This window comes from Mesorhizobium sp. WSM4806 (assembly GCF_055811635.1).
Genome location: NZ_JBVVQZ010000003.1, coordinates 217343 through 235757, shown reverse-complemented (window position 1 = coordinate 235757; position 18415 = coordinate 217343). Strand labels below are relative to the sequence as shown.

Sequence of the window (18415 nt, the reverse complement as noted above, 5' to 3'; positions counted from 1 at the left end):
CTCTAATCCAGACTGGAGGAAATTACCCGTGGCAGGTCAAAGCCGGCGAAGATGATCTGGTCGAGGCGCGATGCGGTCGTCTCGATGGCCATCATGATGCGGGGATGGCGGTGGCCATGGGTGACGACCCACCAGGAGGAAATCGCGTCCAGGATGCGCGTCCCGTCGGCCTTGTAGAGATAGGCGCCCTCCGTGAGGGCGATTTCAGGGATCGCGGGCTCAAGCGCGTGCTGGGTGAAGGGATGCCACACACGGGACTGCGCCATCATTCGCCTCCGGCAATTAAAAGCGAGGTCGAAGCCGGTAATCATCGCGTCTCTCAGGGTCTTGCCCGTCAGCAGATCAAGGTGCGGCAGCCTGCCGAGCTGTGGCACGCCGCTGAATTCCACGATTGTCCTTTGCGTATCGGCCACCTCGTCACCGATAAAAGCGAGGCCGATGATCGGGATTGAGCGGGCCCGCAGGGCCTCGATCGACAGCAGGGTGTGGTTGATCGTGCCGAGCGCGGTGCGGGCGCACAGAATGACCGGCAGCCGCCACTGCACGAATATGTCGATGAACCTTGTCTGTCGATTGAGCGGCACAATCAGCCCGCCTGCGCCCTCGATGATGAGCGGCCCCGGCAGGGCGGGAACCGACAAGAAACCCGCCTCGATCGAGACGCCGTCGATTTCGGCCGAACGGTGCGGCGAAAGCGGGCTCCTCAAACGGTAGCCTTCTGGCAGCACGCGCCCAGACGGCAGGCCGGCAAGCCGTGCGACCACCTCACTGTCGGTTTCGCCGTCGAGGCCCGATTGCACCGGCTTCCAGTAGAAGCCATCGAGCAGGCCGGCGAGGCCCGCCGAGAACACGGTCTTGCCAATTCCGGTGTCTGTTCCGGTGATGACGATGCGCCTGCTCATGCCGTCGCCAACACCTCGACGAGCGCCTCGACCATGGCGGAAGTGTCGGCTTCGTCGACGTTGAGCGTCAGGGAGATGCGCAGCCGCGCCGCGCACCTCGCCGATCGGGATGCGGTCGGGGCGAAGCCGCAGCGAAGACTTCACCAGATCGGACAGCGAGGCGACGCCGTCCCTGGTGCGCAGCGCCACGAGGTTAGGTGCCGGGCATTGCAGCTCGCGCGTGTCCTCGATCAGCACGACGCGGTCTGCGGTTCTGGCGACCTCGGCCAGAAGCGCATTGACCAGCGTCGTCTTGCCGGTCGACGTACCGGCGGCGACCAGAACGTTCTTCCTTCTTTCGACGGCAAGCCGCAGTACGTCAGCCTGGCTCGCGGTGATGATGCCGGCGGTGACGTAATCCTCGAGGGTAAATACTGCGGCTGCCGGCTTCCTGATGGCGAAGGCTGGTGCCACGACGACAGGCGGCAAAAGGCCCTCGAACCGTTCGGCTGTCCCGGGCAGTTCGGCCGACACGCGCGGCGCGTCCGCATGCACTTCCACACCGACGTGGTGGGCGACCAGGCGGATGATGCGCTCGCCGTCGGCCGGGGCCAGCAGTTCATCGGTGGCGCAGAGCCCTTCCCTAAGCCGGTCGACCCAGAGGCGTCCGTCCGGGTTCAGCATCACCTCGACAACAGCCGGATCTTCGAGGAAGCGGGCTATGGCCGGCCCAAGCGCCGTGCGCAGCATGCGCGCGCCGCGCGACACCGCTTCCCTGCCAGAATGATGACTGCCTGCCACGATGATCCCCGTTCACTGCGGCGAGCCCGTTCGTGCCGCGGTCGGGGATGATTAGGAGAGGCATGAATACCGGCCTTGCAACAGGCAAAAATGGGCGATCGCGACGCGGCGTGCAGAGACTTGCCGAATGCGGTGCGGCGATCTCGCCGGTTTGCCGCTGCCATCTATCGCGCCGGGGAATCATTCGCGTCGGCCGGCGATGCCGGCGGGACGTCATCAGCGATTTCCTGTCTGAGCTTTGGTCCTTTGCTCAGCCTGCGGCCGAGCGCGTCAACGAACGCGTCATACCGCTGCAGACCTTTTGCGCGGGCTTCGGCCTGCGCGGATTCCGGCAATGCCGGGGTCGAGTTGAGCCAGAAGCGGACGAACAGTGCCAGTGTTTCGATGGCGATACCGACATCACGCTCGACGCGCTGCACGCGCCGGTCGATCTGGTCGAGGCGCCTTGTAATCGCCGCCTCCTTCCGCTCCTCGGCGTCCGGCGACAGGAACGAAGCAATCGCGGCCTCGGCTATCAGCGACAGCGAGACATCGCGCCGTGCCGAATAATCGGCAAGCGCGTTCATGACGTCAGGATCGAGATAGGCCGAAAGCCGCCTCTTTTTTGCGTTCTTCATGGGTCAAAGCTCGATGCCGTCATCGGGATCTAGGGTGGCCTGCCGTGCAGCGCGCCGCATGACCTGATCGACCGCGCGCCGACGCACCCCATCATCATCGGATTCGTCCCGGTCCAGATCGAACTCGTCGTTGCGCTGTACCACCCGTTCCGGCGCGACATCCTCGTGTTCCGGGAGTTCGGGCTGGCGGCGGATGCCGCCATTTGCCGGATCCTCGTTCTGCGCATCCTCAGATAGCCTGGATTGCAGAGAATTGCCTTCCGGCACCGCAGGGACTGTTGCGCCGGTCCAGTCATCGGGGCGCGATGTCCCTGAGATCGTTTCAGGGTCCGGTGGCGACAGGACACGCCCGGCAAGGCGTGGATCGGCAAAATAGCGTACCTTCTTGGCCCGGATCGGAAACAGGCCCGAGACCATGACGATGGCATCGGTCGGCGGTAGCTGCATGATCTCGCCGGGTGTCATCAGCGCACGCGCGGTTTCCTGCCGCGAGACCATCAGATGCCCGAGCCAGGGCGACAGTCTGTGGCCGGCGTAGTTTTTCATGGCCCGCATCTCGGTTCCCGTTCCCAGCGAGTCGGAGACGCGCCTGGCTGTGCGCTCGTCGTTGGTGGCAAAGCTCACCCGTACATGGCAGTTGTCGAGGATGGAGTTGTTCGGCCCGTAGGCCTTTTCGATCTGGTTGAGCGACTGGGCCATCAGGAAAGACTTGATGCCGTAGCCCGCCATGAAAGCGAGCGCAGACTCGAAGAAATCGAGCCGGCCGAGAGCCGGAAACTCGTCGAGCATCATAAGCAGACGATATCGTCGATCCTTCGCATGAAGGTCTTCCGTCAGCCTGCGGCCGATCTGGTTGAGGACAAGCCGGATCAGCGGCTTGGTACGGCTGATGTCGGACGGCGGCACGACCAGATCCAGATAGAGTGTCGCTGGCCGCTCGTCCTCGACCAGATCGGCGATCCGCCAGTCGCAGCGGGACGTCACTTTCGCCACCACCGGATCACGGTAGAGGCCCAGAAAACTCATTGCCGTCGAAAGCACACCTGACCGCTCGTTCTCCGACTTGTTGAGCAGTTCCCTTGCTGCCGACGCCACGACCGGATGCGGTCCGCCGTCGCCCAGATGCCGCGTCAGCATCATGGTGCGCAGCGTCGTCTCGATCGGCCTTTGCCGATCGGAAAGGAAGTTCGCAACTCCGGCAAGCGTCTTGTCCGGTTCAGAATAGAGGACATGAAGGATGGCGCCGACCAGAAGCGGATGGCTGGTCTTCTCCCAATGGTTCCTGCGTTCCAGTGAGCCCTCGGGATCAACCAGCACGTCGGCGACGTTCTGCACGTCGCGGACCTCCCATTCGCCACGTCTTACTTCCAACAAAGGATTGTAGGCGGCAGATGACGCATTGGTTGGATCGAAGAGCAGGATGCGGCCAAAGCGCGCCCGCCATCCGGCCGTCAGTTCCCAGTTTTCACCCTTGATGTCGTGGACAATCGCCGAACCTGGCCAGGTAAGCAGCGACGGAATGACAAGGCCAACGCCCTTGCCGCTCCGGGTGGGTGCGAAACACAGCACATGTTCCGGACCATCATGGCGCAGGTATTCCGGTTCGAGCCTGCCGAGCACCACGCCATCAGGGCCGATCAGGCCTCCGGCCGCAATTTCGTCACGCGTTGCCCAGCGTGCCGAACCATAGGTGGCCTCGTTCTTCGCCTCACGTGCCCGCCATACCGACATGCCGATTGCAACTGCAATCGCCACGAAGCTGCCGCGTGCCGCAATCAGCGAACCCTCGAGAAAGACCTCTGGTGCATAGGCATCGTAAAAGAACCACCACCAGAACAGGGCTGGTGGCTGATAGACCGGATGGCCGGCGAGTTCGAACCAGGGCGAACCCAGCTCCGCCTGGAAGTCCAGACGCCACGCCGTCCATTGCGTTCCACACCAGGTGGTGACGAGCACGATCAGGAGGACCGTCAGAACTTGGCCCCACAATATTCTGGTTGCCGGCACTTTTCGTCTCGTCTGCTGGGCGATCGGGAACGAGCAGAAAATGTCGAATTTCCAGAGGCGCAAGGACGAAGGGCCCACCAGGTTAGCCCGACGTGCAAAGACTTGCCTGGTGCGATCGGTCGTTGATGAGATAGGTAGAGGTGTTGCAGAGCAGTTAGACCTTTGAGAAGTACTGGCGATTTTCCAGCGAGGGGACATGCCCGAAATCACGATCAAGAATTTCGACAGGTCATTGCGCAACCACTTCGTAGTGCAGCTGGAAGAAGCAGCAGAGAAGGGTTGGTGGCGTGATGTCCTAGAAGACCGCGATCTTGTGATCGCGCTTCGCGGCAAATCCCTGAATGTCTACTGGAAAGGTCAGTCAATCTTCAAGGTCGAGGCAGGGCCGCTCGCACTCAGGGCAAGCACTCACGAGAAATTCCTGCTTGACCCGAAGCTCAGCGGTCAGATCGCCTTCAATGGCGAAAAGTTTGATGTCGCCGCGCTCGGGAGCAAGGCCTTTCTCAAAAGCTACGAAGGGCCGGCATCGATTGCCCTTATGAAGCGTGCCGCGGGCATTTATGCTGGCAGGGAAAAAAGCGGCTGCCATTCGATCGCTGTCGCAAATCCTCAGGTTATTGACGTAGAGATCGCGTTGCCTGGAACGGTCGAGCGGAACGAACCGGGTGACGAGATCAATTCACCTCGTATCGACCTGCTCGCATTGGAGCCGCAGGGTACGGCCGAGGCACGGCTTGTATTCTGGGAGGCCAAAGACTTCAAGAATCCGGAAATTGGTAGCATCCGTTCCAGACTTCCGGCGCCGGTTCTGGCGCAGATCGCGGCCTATCGGGCCATCCTCGAGGCTTATCGGCACGACCTAGAGAAAAGTTATACAAAGTTGTGCAGCAACCTGCGCAGGATCCGTGCCGCGGCCGGTCAGGATATTCATCCGTTGGTCGGCGAGGTCGCTACCGGCGCGCGGAAAGTCACACTGGGGGATGTACCGCAGGTCAACCTCCTGGTCTTCGGCTTCGACACCAGTCAAAAGCAGCATGCGGATTGGAAGGTGCACCGGGCCGCTCTAGAGCACGCGCTCGCTTCAGATGGCGCCCGCCTGTATGCGGTTGGTGATCCCAGAGGCAAACGACTTTGACGCTGCCCCATTGCCCAACTTGGCATGTCAAAGATTGCGCTGATTGATCTCGTGCACAGGATGCCGATTGTTTGAATGCTCTACGCTGCGGCCTACTCCTCATCTTGGAAGGCGGGTTAGCCAGATCTCCAAGAGAGTGGTCCAAACAGCGAGCCTAGATCGGGAACGGACGCTTGCAAAACGGCGGCAGTGGGCCGTTAGCGGACCGGTAGCTTCGGTCATTGGATCCTCGAGGCGGACACTTGATTCATATGCATCGCAGTGACATGACCGTCAGCGGGGTATCCACGTCGGCCGCACAGTGATTGCCACAATCGCGGACAATCGACTTCGCCTTACAGCACGCGCACCGACTTCTTTATGCGCTTTGTCCGACTGGCATCATCGGCTTGTGTCATGAAATGGCGAAAGTCATGGCGGGTGCCTACGTCGATATCGAAGAACAGGTCGAGCTTGATGTGGCGCGTTTCATTCTCATACTCGTCTGCATGGTAACGACTATACCAGTCCTCGTCGACGAAATAGGGTGGGAAGGCATCGATCTGCGAAACCACATATGGGTATTTAGCAAACCAGTAGGTTCGCTGGTCGCGTCGAATTATCCGGTCGCACGCTTCGATCGCCTCAAGATAGTCCCCAATGAACGAACTAATAAACTCGGTTGCGAATCCTGCACTGAAGGTCATCTTGTCGCTGACATCCCCCTTGCCTAGGGCCTTGGTGTAAATTTCAGGCAGGTATGGGAAGCGCTTTTCACTTCTCAGCAGGTACCGGTGAAGAAGCTGGTTGTATTCATAGTGCTCATTTATGAGGAGTTGAACGCTCGATGGGAGCGGACGCGATTTTGGCTCGCGCCGGCATGCGAGATACAAAGGCCCGAGCGCTTGAAAAAACATGAGGCTCGAGATGGCTGCGCGCTCGACGTCAGGCCAACGACGCTCCAACATGACCGACAGCTTTAGTACAAGGCAACCAATGTCTGAGAGGTCATAGCCCTTAAGGATGGGAATGACTGGCTTCTCGGAAGCCTTGTCGGAGCGCGCTCGGTTTACTTCTCGCATGGACCGCCAGTAAACGACTTCGTCTTCCAGCGAACAGAGGAAGAGATAGGCGGGTGCGGGATTGCCGAGCAGATAGTTGTACGTAGACCATTTTAGGCCGCGATAGGCATTCTCAGTCTTCTTGACCGAGAAGTGCCTCAACGACCTCACCTGTGCGACGATAACATTGCCGGTCATCCTATCATTCTCGTCGACGATCTCGATCAGGACATCGATGCCATAGTCGCGCTCGGTTAGATCGCGGATGACCCAGCCGTCTGGCAAATGCCGACGCAGCAGTTCGGCTGAACTCGTTTCCGAAATGTGTTGCTTGGCCCTGACAGGATACTGGAGGCTCGTCTTTGCTTTCGCCATGGCGACAGATGATCATCGGCTCGATCACTCGTCAACTCGCGCAATTCGGAGCTCTTGCGCGATCGCGCCAGCCGATACGACTCTGCTGCTCACCACGAAACCCCGCCATCGTTCATGGCCAGTTGCTTCGCGAGGCACCGAACGTCCTAGCCGCGATCCTCCGGCGAGTGTTAAGCAGAATGTCAACTAGCTGGAAGCCGCAGTCTGATATCACTTGGGAGATAGGTGCCTCCAGTAAATTAGACCGCAAGCAGACTGGCAGCTTTCCGGGTAGTCTTGGGGAAAGTTAAAGTTCGGGACCCGATCACGGTCGTCGTACGGCCGGCGAGCTGATCCGGAACCCAGTCGTCGTCGGTCTGTTAGCCTTTTGCCAGACAGAGCAACCCACGGGTTGGTACAGTTTCAATGCACGCCGCAGCGGGAACCTCTAGTTGCGAGAGACAGACGAGTAGAGCGGAGAATTCTTGCACATGTTTGGACAACGCGAGCGGTCCTTCGTAGCCAAATGTCCTCATCCACACTGCGGAGAACCGCACCAGTACGTTGAGATCACCTTCCCGATGATCAACGACCGCGGCGGATGGGTGATTGAGTGTAAGAGGTGCAAGAAGCATTTTACCGTCACTCTCAGGAATCCAGCAGAATCGATCGCTGAAGGATTTTTAGTCGCGGATCGCTGGGACAACGATGACGGTGAATACTTGGGCACGGCTCCCCCGGCGGAGGTGATTGCCAAGTACTCACTCAACATGAACCCTGACATCCTGAAATTCAATTACGGACAGAGCGCTATCTATCATTGTTCTGATAATGGCGACGACATGGAAAGTGCCGCCTTGGCGCAGCTGCGGAGTATGCTGCCTCACGTGCATGCCGAACTTGCCAAAGCTCAGAACTTTGCATTGGCTAGCAGAACACCCGATGTCACACATGTGGCAGTTCGGCTAGGGGTGCCGTGCGCGTGCGGGGCCACGCACCATGCGGTCTTTTACTGCCCCTTCCGGCTCGACTTTTTGCCACAGGCAGAGGAAATGCTTCTCGCCGATGTGGAAGGGACCTCCCTCGAGGAGAATTTAACCGGGATTTTTTCTAAGTCCTTCCTGATGGACGCACTCGAGAAGTTAGTCGCCCGCTGGCGGCTCAAGTTTGATCAGGTCGTAATCGCTAGCCCGTTTATCGCCCACCAGTATATGGCCAAGCCGCAGAAGCTCGAGATTTGGGAGTGGTTGCTTGGTATTTTGGACCCGAGCCGCACAACCTTCATCACCCGCGCAACAAGTTACAATGATTACAAGGCCGCACTCTTAGAGACGGGCCTTGACCATAAGATACTCGCCAATTTCGGGCTCGAAAACAGGATCGTCGCCGCTGACGCAAAAAAGCAGGACTTTCACGCAAAAGTCTATATCGGCCTCGGAGAGACGTCCGAGGTCTTCAGCGGATCTGCCAACCTTGTGCGAGGCCCGTCGTTTGAAAATGCATCATTTTTGAGCCTCTCGAATGAGCGGATAAAAAAAGGTATTTGGATCCCCTCGGTGTCGTCCTCAAGGCACCAGCTCCGCGTGCCAAATTCCATCTGTTGATTGAAGAAAAGGCCGGTAGGTGGCGCGCCGACTTTTTAGCAGGGGCGTCACCGATCTAGGTTGACGCCCTTGCTTCAGGTTCGCGCAGCATCTTCAACAGGATGAAGCGTGACTACCACTACCAAGAGAATAGCCGCAAGTCTGCCGCATCGTCGACCGTCAAAGGATGCGCCACTTTGGCCGGGGCTGCAGCTCTGGATCTGTGCTCACACGTGCGACCAAGCTTTGCTCAATGACCAGGATTAGGCGCATACTGTCAGAATTGGCCAGAAGGATAACGAGGGGGCCGACAGCGGACGGTCTCCTTTCAGGACGAATAAAAGCGAGAAAATCGCCAATGGCGGGGGCGAACGGAGCTGCGGGGCCTCCTCGGCCAAATTTGGACCTATGTCCTTGGAGACCGAAGTGTACGCCACCGTTCGATTGTCGCAGCCGTCTCAAACCGTTGTGCCAATCCACCGATAGTCAGCGAAAGCTAGTTTATGACGTGTCATGTGCCCTCGCCAACGAACTGATCAAGTTGGCCCCGGTAAGATATCCGATATGGTTTTGGAGAAAAATGGTCGACGTTCGGATCTTGGGCCTCCAACTCGACCAGCAAGTGCTTCGTCGTGACCCTGACGTCTCCGGGACCATCGTAGGTCGCCGCGCCGGTATTCTCAATCGGTATTCGGTCCGCCCTCAAACGCCAAACTTGCCCACGAGAGAGCCCGCTATTTCCGATGGAGCAACTGGCTCGACCGGACCTACGGCGTCTATGCGGACGTTTATTCATGGAGGTGGTAGCTCGCACCGAAGGCCGAGGGGGTCGTAGACGGTCTGCACCTTTTCGTAGAACTCCCGTGCGAGAGCTTGCTTCGACGAGGCGCGACCCGAAACCCGTGGCGTTTAGGCGTCGAAACGGCGGGTCCCACTTGTTCCTCCCAAGCAAGGCGCAAATTGCCGGCGCCGCCGCCTTCTTTTGAGAACTATTTTTGAACAATGAGAAGTTGGACCAGGTTTGAACAGGGACAGGTTCCGAAATTGAAGGGCTCCGGACGTCGGTCGCAATGCCGCTAACCCTACGCCAGCTCTGTTTGGAGCGGGAGGTGACCTGCGGGCGCTCCGCAACAGTTCAAATGAAAACTTGTTATTGTGCAGTGCGGCAACGATATTGCTGCACGTGCGTTGTGCGCAGCGCTGCCGCGATTTTGGCGGCTGAAACAAGGGATACTGATTTGCGAAAAATCTCCGACACGATCACCCGTCTTGCGGCATTCCGCGCCGGGCAGGGTTTTCAAAGCAATGGACAAGGCCGCGATCGGCTATCGGATCTGGGCGATTTCGGCTCCAATCCTGGCGCCTTGCGGGCGAGGGCCTATGTTCCGGACGATTTGCCTGACACGGCGCCTCTTGTCGTGGTGCTGCATGGCTGCACGCAGACCGCAGCCGGCTACGACGATGGTTCCGGCTGGTCGCAACTGGCCGATCAGGAAGGTTTCGCCCTGCTGTTTCCCGAGCAGCAACGCGCCAACAATCCCAACCTGTGCTTCAACTGGTTCGTGCCCAGCGATACAAAGCGGAACGGCGGAGAGGCCCTTTCCATCCGCCAGATGATTGAGGCGGTTGTCGTCGAATATGGCCTCGACCGTAAGCGTATCTTCATCACCGGCCTCTCCGCCGGAGGCGCCATGACATCGGTGATGCTGGCTTGCTACCCGGAGGTTTTTGCAGGCGGCGCGATCATCGCGGGCCTGCCTTATGGGAGCGCAAAGACAGTCCCGGAGGCCTTCGACCGCATGCGCGGTCATGGCGCGCCCTCGGAACGGCAATTGCAGAAAGCCCTACGCGATGCCTCGCCGCACCAAGGTCCTTGGCCTTCTATATCCGTCTGGCACGGCTCGGCCGATCAAACCGTAGCATCTTCCAACTCTGATGCGATCGTCGAGCAATGGCGGGCCATTCACGGACTCGATGCACGTTCTACCCGATCAGAAATTGTGGATGGTCATTCACGGCGCGTCTGGTGCAATGCCCAAGGGCAGGAGCTGATCGAGGAATATCGCATCGCCGGAATGGGCCACGGTACGCCCCTTGACACGGCCGGCGACGCCGCGCTTGGCGTGGGGGGACCGTTCATGCTGGACGCCGGTATCTCCTCTACCCGGCATATTGCGCGGTTCTGGGGAATAGCGAAGCAGTGCGTAAATCGACATGCGAAGATCAAGCCGGCAAAAGCCAATAACGAGGCGCTCGCGCCCGGCTTCGCACGCGGTTTCTCGTTGCCCAAGGTTGGGGTCCCCAATATCCCTCACTCTGAGAAACGTGCAAACTTCCCGCCTTCTCAGAAGCCCGACTCCGCCGCGGGGATACGAAAAGTCATAGAGGAGGCCCTGCGATCGGCAGGCTTGATGCACTAGTGTATCGCCGAAACAACGCCACTTTCAGGACGCACGGTGCACTAAAGCGATGGGAACCATCGTCCTATGACGACCGTCCCGACCTCACGACGTCGCCCCCATTCCGCCGCTGCTGACGCTCGATTCTGAATCCGTCATCTATGTCGGTACCAAGACGCTGTCGCCAACCCTGAGGCTGGGCTATCTGGTTGTCCGGGCCAGCCTGTGTCGAGCCTTCAGCGAGGCGAAGCGCCTAACTGACCGACATACTCCGTTGCCGGAATAGGAAGCCTTGGCCGAGCTTCTTGCCAGCGGCGCATATGAGCGCCATGTACGCAGCATCCGCAGGAAGAACGCCGAGCGCAGGGCAGTGTTGCTTCAGGCCCTGGCCGGCAATCTTGGTTCGTCGATCACCATCGCGGGAGCGGAAACGGGCCTGCACATCGTTGTGTGGGTTGATCAATGGTGGGCCCGGAGGGTCAGTGTTGTATACAGAGAATCAATATGTTAGCGGTCGGTTCGCCAAACCATTTCCCTCGTATGATCTCGTCTGGTCTGGCGAACCTGATGACCAAGAAGAGGAATGACCTCAGGTTGTTCTTCGCGCAAATTCCTGGGTCAAGACGCGTCAACTAGTGACCACGCGAATCCAGACTGACCCAGTACAAACCGGCTCCAACTAATGCCGATCGGGTAGGAGGGAGCCTTGCGGCGTCCCTCCCCCCACATCACCGTGCGTACGGTTCCGTATACGGCGGTTCGTGTCGCGCTCGGCTTGTGGTTCTTAATGCCCGTCGCCCTATGAGCGCCCAACCCTATCTTGCGGGTTCCGCCCGCTACTTCCGGCTAAGGCCCTCTCGCGAGGTATCTGCTCAAGGCGAGCCGTACGGCAAAGGGGCAAGGTTCACTGGCATTCGTTACGATGCGATGGGCACCCTCAGCCCTGTTCGGACTTCCAGGCGGCGGCCGAAAGCATTGCCTCCCTATGCGCCGGTCGCCTTGGTCGTCCACATTTCGCTTGCTTGCTCGGATACATTTCGGCGAGATATAGGCGTCGGCCGCGCGGACCACGACGAGTACCTCATCGCCGGTCAAAACGTCCTGGCAGACCGGGTTACTGCGGGCGACGTGGCAGTGCAGAGCGCCGTGCCTTCCCTGCGCCCGGTTGAGGCGTCGCCCCCAAAGCGTTTGGCACAAGGCCCGGCACCAGCGTCGCGGGCCCGAGCCCGGTGTACGAGCGCCATTTCGGCAGCAACCGCATCGGCCGCGAAAACTGCGACGACTTGCATGGCCAGCTTCTCATCGCGACTCCGAGCAGACGGTGGATGTGTCTGTCTGCAAAGGCTCCCTGACTGAGCAAATCCGGATTACTTCTCTATGCCGCTGACAGCTCTGTGCCTGCGGTCTGCATGCGCGCTGCCGCCGCCAACAGGTCGGTCTGAGTGATCAGGCCAAGGATGTGCCGCTCGGCATCGACGATGACTACGGCATGGCTGCGGCCGTCGGTGAGCACGGGAAGCAAACGCATCGCCGGCGTGTCGGGAGAGGCGGTAGCAGTCTTCGACATAACGCCCTTCACCGCATCGGCCTCCTTAGTCAGCTCACGCAAGCCCACGGCGCCGGCCAGCCGGCCGTCCGAATCGACCACTGGCAAGGTGCGGATGTTGTGGTCGAGAAGCTGCTTTCGCGCTTCGTCGAAGGTAGCGTTTTCCGGCACCGAGATCACGTCGCGGGACATGATGTCCCGGCACAGCAGCGTGCGGTGCGAGCGCACCATCGCCTGCAGCTCGACCTGGCAGAGCAGCCTTTCGAGGTCGTCGCGGCCAATGTCGAAGGTTTCGTCCAAAGCGGCGAGTGCCGCATCGACATCCTCGGGCCGGAAGCCGACGCGTCTCGTGGGCGGCGCATCGGCGGTGCCGTGGCTGTTGGCGGCGGGTGCATGGACATGCGGATAGTTGCGCCGTGACAGCCGGTGGAAGAGCAAGCCCAGCGCCACCAAAATTGTCGAGTTCAGCGCCACCGGCACCAACGGGAACAGGAAGCCGAAGCTGAGCACGGCCGGTCCGCCAAGCACGGCCGTCAGCGCCGCGGCACCGCCCGGCGGATGCAGGCTACGCGTGAATGACATGGCGGCGATCGCCAGCGCCACAGCGAGGCCCGACGCGATCACCGGGTCGTGCACGAAAAGCGCGACCGTCACGCCGACCAGTGCAGAGATCGAATTGCCGCCGATAATCGACCAGGGCTGGGCCAGCGGGCTCGACGGCACGGCAAAGAGCAGCACGGCGGAGGCACCCGTCGGCGCCACCAGCAGCGCCACATGTGGCCCGCCGCCCATTGCGAGCCCGCTGATCACGCCGGTCAGCGCAATGCCGATCGTGGCGCCGATGCAGGCGAGCAGCCGCTCGCGCAGCGTCGCGCCGGCGAGGATTGGGACAAAAAGGCGAAACCCCATGCTAAGCCTTGGAACGAGTGGAAGTCTGCGCTGTCAGCAATGCCGCCGAAGCCACGGATTTGAAAGTCAAACAAATCCGAATGTTTGCGGCCAGGGAGAATATTATTGCGCGCAGCGACTGGGCGATCCGCCGCCCGCGGCTGTTCTTTTCAAGTCGCTTCACAGCCTTTGCGCGGAGATACTTCTACTGGAATGGACAGGATCGATTTTTCCTCGCGGCATGGCGAAACGTTCTCGCTTACTGCAAACGTTATCGTGAAAGAATTCGCGTGAGTATCGGTTCGATGCGCAATAATTCGGCGAGATGCGCTGACGAGGATTCTGAAGATCAGCATTGGCGTGAACTCATCAACCGGATTTCGTCCCAGCACAGCTGTTCGTTCAAGGCCTGGCTTATCTTCATGGAGTTGGCACAGTTCGCCGCCCCATGTGTTGAAAGGTTCCACGACAATGGCTTGGACCGGAGCTCATCGCTCGTCCAGATCACAGGCCGGGACGTCTCGAGTTCGTTGTCTGGCGGCCGCCCTGCGGCGATGACCTTCTTCATTGCGATATGCCACGTAAGTTGTCAGGCATACCCCAAGCATCAAAGCCTATGACGTGCTAACAGCATTTAATCGCCGCGCAGGATCCTTGCTTCGAGCGCGGCTGCCACGAAAGCTCGTCGAGCAGCTGGTGGATGAGCCTCACCCCGTAACACCTGCAGACAGGCGTCCATCGCTACCTTCCGTTTCTCGGTTTGACGATGAAGATCCCGCAGCAGGATAGCGGCTGCCTCGTTGACATCGAACACGATACGCTCTGAGCTGTGGCGGCCAACCCGAACAACGACCGGCCTCTCGAATCTCCTCAAGCCGGTCATCTCTCCGCCCCCAAGGCGATCATGCGTCAATAGGCCCAGTTCGTCTCCTTTGCCGAGCCGAGCCACTTCCGCCGCGAACTGTGAAATGTTCGACACAATGCCCTCTTGACGGGCCCAGCGCCAGCCTCGCCGACGCCTAGGCTCGCATTTTTCCACTGCCCGACTTGCAGGCAGCGAGCCACTGCATGGCGGAGGTTCCATCTTCCAATATGGCGGCCCGTTTCGCAAAGCCGGAAAAAGCGTTGCGCGCTGCACTTACAGGTTTTCGCCCATCGAACGCATCCAAGCACGCCCTGAGGGCGGCTTCGTGGATCAGGTCTCTGCGATCTTCTGGCCATTCGTTGAGGAAATCGATAGCGTCCGCGAGACTGGTAATCTCTTGCACGATGTACGCTGCACGTCGCACGAAAAGTGGGCTGCTGAAAGCCTCACGGTTCATTCGATCCTCCCGACCCTGCTGAACGCTAGTTTGCGTGAACAGGCGCCTCATCGACACCCACCGACCATAGCAAAATGTGTTGTCAGGGCGATGACGATTGCAAGAGAAAAGTGGCCGCAGATGGATGGCCGCTGCGGATACTCCGAAACAGCCCGACGACGGCTGCATTACTGGGGGGTCGATTCGCCTGATGAAAAGTGGCCGCCTTGGCCACCCGCAACTCTGAGATCATCGTCCGCCGCCTTTAGGAGACGATACGTCTTTCCTGGTTCGCCCGAAAGCTGTCGAACATGCCCGTAGTCGCCGCGGCCGATGGTTGGACGCGCCCGGCGCGCCCGCCCACTCCCAAGCTTCGTATAGACGAGCAGGGCCGTCTTCACACGGGAGACCACCCGCGACGAGATCCATGGGTTCTGGTGTGGGTAAGGGTAGTGGTTAGTCCGCACTTTTCGCCTCTACGACCTCGTCAAGCGTGATTCCGTCGAAGAAAAACCGGACCACATAGCGATCAAAAGGGCCGAGCGATTTAATCGCCAACACAGCATCCCTTCCAAGGTACTTGAAGCGTTCAAGCGCTAGCAAAAGGTCCATGTTCGGATTTCGGAAATCAATTAAACCCGACGCATGAATCTTTTTCGAGATCATGCGCGGTAGTCCATATTCTTCGAGATGGTAAACCGCGCTGGGCAAGAAAGCTCGGCTCATTCTTCCGATAAAGGCCGAAATATCGACTGAAGGGTTGATGATTAACTTGTGAAGTTCGTTCGTGTCGCTGAGGAGGGCCGACAACTTAAATGTGATGGTCCGTTCGAGTTTGAAAAAGTCATCGATATCGATTCCATCATTTTTGAGGGATGAGATCAGCTGGGATAAATCGCGATCCCAATTGTACGCGATTGCCTTGGTGGCGGTCACGAGTTTGCTAAATTGGGCGTCCCAGTTGCCAGGTTTAAGTCTGAGAATCCTGTAGAGCATGGTATCCCAATGGTCCGGATTGCTAGAATTTAGGTACCCAAAACCGCGCCACTCGTCAGGATTATTCTTCATGTCTGTTGCCAGTCGAAGCAAGAATTCTGCGTCACTGTCCTGCAGAAGGTTCTCTCGCTTTATGCGCGCAAAATTCTCGTCTCCGAGAATCGACGACATCTGCATTCGATATTCGATGATGCGCTCAACTTGTCGCTCAGTGAGTTGATCTGCATCGTGATCTTCATCCAACGTACCAAGTATTTCTTCCGGGAATTCAATCTCCAGCTGGGTGTCCTCGGACTTCGGCGGAGCGTCCAACAGGTATATATTGCCAATGAAATACTTAAACATACGACCTCCTCGGCCGATGATGTTTTTGTAAGTGAAGTCCTTGAGATTAGTATTCCCTAACTTGCTTCGCCACACGATCACGTTCTGCGCGGACGTGTTTACGCCTTCGATTATTGAAGATGTGGAGACGATACTGTCGAAGCCGTCTTCATACTCGAAAAGTCGTATCTGTAGCTGGCTAAGACATCTGTGCATGCTGCCATTGTGAACGCCAATCGCCCGATCGACCAAATCAGCCAGCAGCCAGTCGGACTGGTAATTTTGCCGCAGCCATTTGGAAAAATGGCTGGTGTAGATCCGATCCACGGGCTGAATTCGCGCGATGACGAGATCAGCGATTTTTTTGATTTCGGAGTAGGTGCCTGCGTAGATTAGGGACTTCTGAGCGCCTGGGGAAATCAGTTCGATTAATTTTTCCCCCTTCTTGGTCGCATCGTCCCCAAATTCTTTGTAGGGCTCCTTGATGTCGAGGTAGACCGTGTTGAAGTCTAGGAGCTCCATGAACTCCATATCGCGCGTGAAGGCATTATCGCTGAGTTTCTTGATATTGGGTGCGAGGTAATACCTCTGCTTCGCCTTCTTAGATAGCTTCAGGATCGCCTTGATGAGCGAGGGCGCGCGGTCGGGGTCGTGCTTCTGGCTCGCCTTGTAAAATTCATCGACGACCAGCAGATCGATGCTCTCTAGCGCGGATAGATAGCCAAAGGCCCGTTCCTGCGGGAATATGAGGATATTCTTGGGTCCAAGTCGCGTATCTGGCGCCGTTATGATTGTGTAGCGTTCAGAGAACTTCTTGAACAAACGACGGCGCGTTTCATCCATTAGGGCGATGGTTGGAACGATGATCACTACGTTATCCGGCTGCTTGGCCGCGATGAAGGCGTCGATGATAAAGCTCTTCCCGAAGCTGGTCGGGGCGCTGACTGCGATGTTTTTGCCGTCCAGGAGTTTGGCGAGAACGCTCGACTGCTCACGGTGCAGGGTCGCCACCCGGCGGCCGACATCGACCTCGAACGCGTGGTGCACGTATTTCTGGTCCCATGAAGCGTTCGCGAGTTGCAGGTAGGGGAACAGTCCGGTCGCGCGGATCATGTGGTTCACGACTTGCGGGTAAGGCGTCTTGGAGCGGTCGAGTTCCGCCAGTAGGCGTATCAGGAGATTTCTGGCGGCGACCTCGTTCTTCAGCGTCAGAAGTCTGTTGATCTCGTGGCAAATCTCAAAAACGTCCATCACTTCTGCCCCTTGTAAAAGGCAACGGCTTGGACAAAAGCGTCGACGATCTTCTTTTTGTTGGGGACCGGGAAGAGGATGATGTGGAAGTTTAGATCTTCATACTTGTGAACTGATCCAGATTTTACGATTTGCCTGAGGAAATAGGCATCTGCGCGATGCTTGTGAAAGGCGACAATCTCGGCCTTATAGGTGTCGGTCAGGTCTTTCGCGCCTGACGTGGTCGTGCACTCATGCAGTAGAAGAATTGGGATATGGATCTTGGATTTCAGGTTATCGATAGATTCCCTATTGTCCAAGGCGGCCTTGATCCTCGTGCGAAGATCCGCCGCGATGGGGAGGCCGTCGAGGTCAGATACACTGGTTATAATGGCGTTTTCTTTTTTCAGTTTGTCTGTTGATAGTGAATTCATAACTGACGTCACGACTGAATCGAGACGGGCGTCGGCAATCGAATTGTAGAATTTTGCCTCTCCGAACCACAGCGTAAAATCGTCGCCGTCGACGACTATATGAACGCTGTCCGCGCCCTTGGCGTTGTCTTGAACATTCTGCTTGTAGAAGATCTTCGGGACGACCGGCAGCGCGCCGAAGCGATGCCGCATCAAACCGTATAGGAAAACCTCGGCGATCTCGCTGCCCAGTCCGATCTCATCATCGTCCGTGAGTCTGAGATTCTGGGCGGCGGCGATGAGGCTGCTATGACTTTGGTCGACAAGAGCTGATCGCTCTTTCTCCGACAGAGCGGTCTGGGCGATGTTATCCCACAAATAACTTTGAAACTTGGGGTAGCGCCATTCCGCATCTTCAAAGTCGTTTATCAAACTCAGCACACGTTTATTAACCAGGCCGGTGAGTTGGGAGACCGAGGTGACCTCGGCAAGCGTGTCGTCAACTAGAATCTCAAATGCTAGTCCGGCCATAGATAACGATGTCCCCAAGCTACCCCGCGTTTTGCCACGGTACAACTTGGCGACGAATGTGCCTAGCAAGTCGATGTGCATTATCCGCTTGAGTGACTTTCGCTTCTGGCTTTCAGATTGGCCTATATCCGACGGTTCCCACCATCTGCCCAGTCCGCGCATACGAATGATCAGCGCTCCGCGCTGACTGACACCAAGACATTCACGAACTAGGTTGGCCGGGCCGAAGGGGACCTGTCAGCGCGCGGCGTCGATCACTTACGCGGCGGTAGTGATAGGCTCAGTCGACGGGGGGCCGCCGCGCTCATAGCCTGCGGTCACGCGGGGGCAGAAATGGCCGTCAAGGGACAGCTGTTAAACGCCTGCTTC

Annotated in this window: 14 protein-coding genes and 1 pseudogene; 4 read left to right on the top strand and 11 right to left on the bottom strand. The window is 58.3% G+C overall.

Going from position 1 to position 18415, the window contains the following annotated elements; all coding sequences use genetic code 11:
- Nucleotides 1-2 precede the first annotated feature (2 nt).
- From bioD to AC0L2M_RS06540, 4 genes and pseudogenes are all read right to left on the bottom strand, one after another.
- A complete protein-coding gene (gene bioD, locus AC0L2M_RS06555; RefSeq protein ID WP_473534492.1) occupies nt 3-902 on the bottom strand; it encodes a dethiobiotin synthase in 900 nt (299 codons plus the stop codon).
- 78 nt (nt 903-980) lie between these two features.
- Nucleotides 981-1631: pseudogene (trbB, locus tag AC0L2M_RS06550) on the bottom strand (P-type conjugative transfer ATPase TrbB); the annotation flags it as partial.
- Between the two features lie 215 nt (nt 1632-1846).
- A complete protein-coding gene (locus AC0L2M_RS06545; protein WP_473534374.1) occupies nt 1847-2299 on the bottom strand; it encodes a CopG family transcriptional regulator in 453 nt (150 codons plus the stop codon).
- Nucleotides 2300-2302: 3 nt separating this feature from the next.
- Nucleotides 2303-4306 carry a conjugal transfer protein TraG gene (locus tag AC0L2M_RS06540; protein ID WP_473534373.1) on the bottom strand — a complete coding sequence of 668 codons (2004 nt, stop codon included), beginning with the start codon at nt 4304-4306 and terminating at the stop codon, nt 2303-2305.
- Nucleotides 4307-4502: 196 nt separating this feature from the next.
- Here AC0L2M_RS06540 and AC0L2M_RS06535 point away from each other — a divergent pair, with 196 nt between their 5' ends.
- Nucleotides 4503-5441 carry a hypothetical protein gene (locus AC0L2M_RS06535; protein ID WP_473534372.1) on the top strand — a complete coding sequence of 313 codons (939 nt, stop codon included), beginning with the start codon at nt 4503-4505 and terminating at the stop codon, nt 5439-5441.
- Between the two features lie 335 nt (nt 5442-5776).
- On the opposite strand, the gene AC0L2M_RS06530 is transcribed toward AC0L2M_RS06535, so the two are convergent.
- Nucleotides 5777-6856 carry a DUF4365 domain-containing protein gene (locus AC0L2M_RS06530; RefSeq protein ID WP_473534371.1) on the bottom strand — a complete coding sequence of 360 codons (1080 nt, stop codon included), beginning with the start codon at nt 6854-6856 and terminating at the stop codon, nt 5777-5779.
- Nucleotides 6857-7416: 560 nt separating this feature from the next.
- Between AC0L2M_RS06530 and AC0L2M_RS06525 the strand changes: the two genes are divergently transcribed.
- Together AC0L2M_RS06525 and AC0L2M_RS06520 are read left to right on the top strand one after the other, a co-directional pair.
- Nucleotides 7417-8439 (top strand): phospholipase D-like domain-containing protein, encoded by a 1023-nt coding sequence (locus tag AC0L2M_RS06525; protein ID WP_473534370.1) that lies wholly within the window; start codon nt 7417-7419, stop codon nt 8437-8439.
- A 1217-nt stretch (nt 8440-9656) separates the two neighbouring features.
- A complete protein-coding gene (locus AC0L2M_RS06520) occupies nt 9657-10838 on the top strand; it encodes an extracellular catalytic domain type 1 short-chain-length polyhydroxyalkanoate depolymerase (RefSeq protein WP_473534369.1) in 1182 nt (393 codons plus the stop codon).
- A gap of 825 nt (nt 10839-11663) precedes the next feature.
- Here the strand turns inward: AC0L2M_RS06520 and AC0L2M_RS06515 are convergent.
- Nucleotides 11664-12014, bottom strand: a complete 351-nt coding sequence (locus tag AC0L2M_RS06515; protein ID WP_473534368.1) for an FMN-binding negative transcriptional regulator — start codon at nt 12012-12014, stop codon at nt 11664-11666.
- 178 nt (nt 12015-12192) lie between these two features.
- Nucleotides 12193-13272, bottom strand: coding sequence for an HPP family protein (locus AC0L2M_RS06510; protein ID WP_473534367.1), 1080 nt, complete (start codon nt 13270-13272; stop codon nt 12193-12195).
- Between the two features lie 8 nt (nt 13273-13280).
- On the opposite strand from AC0L2M_RS06510, the gene AC0L2M_RS06505 reads away from it, so the two are divergent.
- Nucleotides 13281-13871 carry a hypothetical protein gene (locus AC0L2M_RS06505; protein WP_473534366.1) on the top strand — a complete coding sequence of 197 codons (591 nt, stop codon included), beginning with the start codon at nt 13281-13283 and terminating at the stop codon, nt 13869-13871.
- A gap of 14 nt (nt 13872-13885) precedes the next feature.
- Here the strand turns inward: AC0L2M_RS06505 and AC0L2M_RS06500 are convergent, their stop codons facing one another.
- The 4 genes from AC0L2M_RS06500 to AC0L2M_RS06485 form a co-directional block, all read right to left on the bottom strand.
- Entirely contained in the window at nt 13886-14230 is a 345-nt protein-coding gene (locus tag AC0L2M_RS06500) for a DUF982 domain-containing protein (protein ID WP_473534365.1), read from the bottom strand.
- Nucleotides 14231-14270: 40 nt separating this feature from the next.
- Entirely contained in the window at nt 14271-14573 is a 303-nt protein-coding gene (locus tag AC0L2M_RS06495; protein WP_473534364.1) for a DUF982 domain-containing protein, read from the bottom strand.
- A 435-nt stretch (nt 14574-15008) separates the two neighbouring features.
- Nucleotides 15009-17123 (bottom strand): DEAD/DEAH box helicase, encoded by a 2115-nt coding sequence (locus AC0L2M_RS06490; RefSeq protein ID WP_473534363.1) that lies wholly within the window; start codon nt 17121-17123, stop codon nt 15009-15011.
- The gene (locus AC0L2M_RS06485; protein ID WP_473534362.1) at nt 17123-18046 is read right to left on the bottom strand and encodes a HamA C-terminal domain-containing protein; all 924 of its coding nucleotides are present in this window, start codon (nt 18044-18046) and stop codon (nt 17123-17125) included. The genes AC0L2M_RS06490 and AC0L2M_RS06485 overlap by 1 nt, the downstream gene beginning before the upstream one ends.
- Nucleotides 18047-18415: the final 369 nt, after the last annotated feature.

Bases quoted from the DNA above. Each gene is read 5' to 3' on its own strand.
- bioD (WP_473534492.1), bottom strand. From the start codon at position 902: ATGAGCAGGCGCATCGTCATCACCGGAACAGACACCGGAATTGGCAAG.
- AC0L2M_RS06545 (WP_473534374.1), bottom strand. From the start codon at position 2,299: ATGAAGAACGCAAAAAAGAGGCGGCTTTCGGCCTATCTCGATCCTGAC.
- AC0L2M_RS06535 (WP_473534372.1), top strand. From the start codon at position 4,503: ATGCCCGAAATCACGATCAAGAATTTCGACAGGTCATTGCGCAACCAC.
- AC0L2M_RS06530 (WP_473534371.1), bottom strand. From the start codon at position 6,856: ATGGCGAAAGCAAAGACGAGCCTCCAGTATCCTGTCAGGGCCAAGCAA.
- AC0L2M_RS06525 (WP_473534370.1), top strand. From the start codon at position 7,417: ATGATCAACGACCGCGGCGGATGGGTGATTGAGTGTAAGAGGTGCAAG.
- AC0L2M_RS06510 (WP_473534367.1), bottom strand. From the start codon at position 13,272: ATGGGGTTTCGCCTTTTTGTCCCAATCCTCGCCGGCGCGACGCTGCGC.
- AC0L2M_RS06495 (WP_473534364.1), bottom strand. From the start codon at position 14,573: ATGAACCGTGAGGCTTTCAGCAGCCCACTTTTCGTGCGACGTGCAGCG.
- AC0L2M_RS06490 (WP_473534363.1), bottom strand. From the start codon at position 17,123: ATGGACGTTTTTGAGATTTGCCACGAGATCAACAGACTTCTGACGCTG.
- AC0L2M_RS06485 (WP_473534362.1), bottom strand. From the start codon at position 18,046: ATGGCCGGACTAGCATTTGAGATTCTAGTTGACGACACGCTTGCCGAG.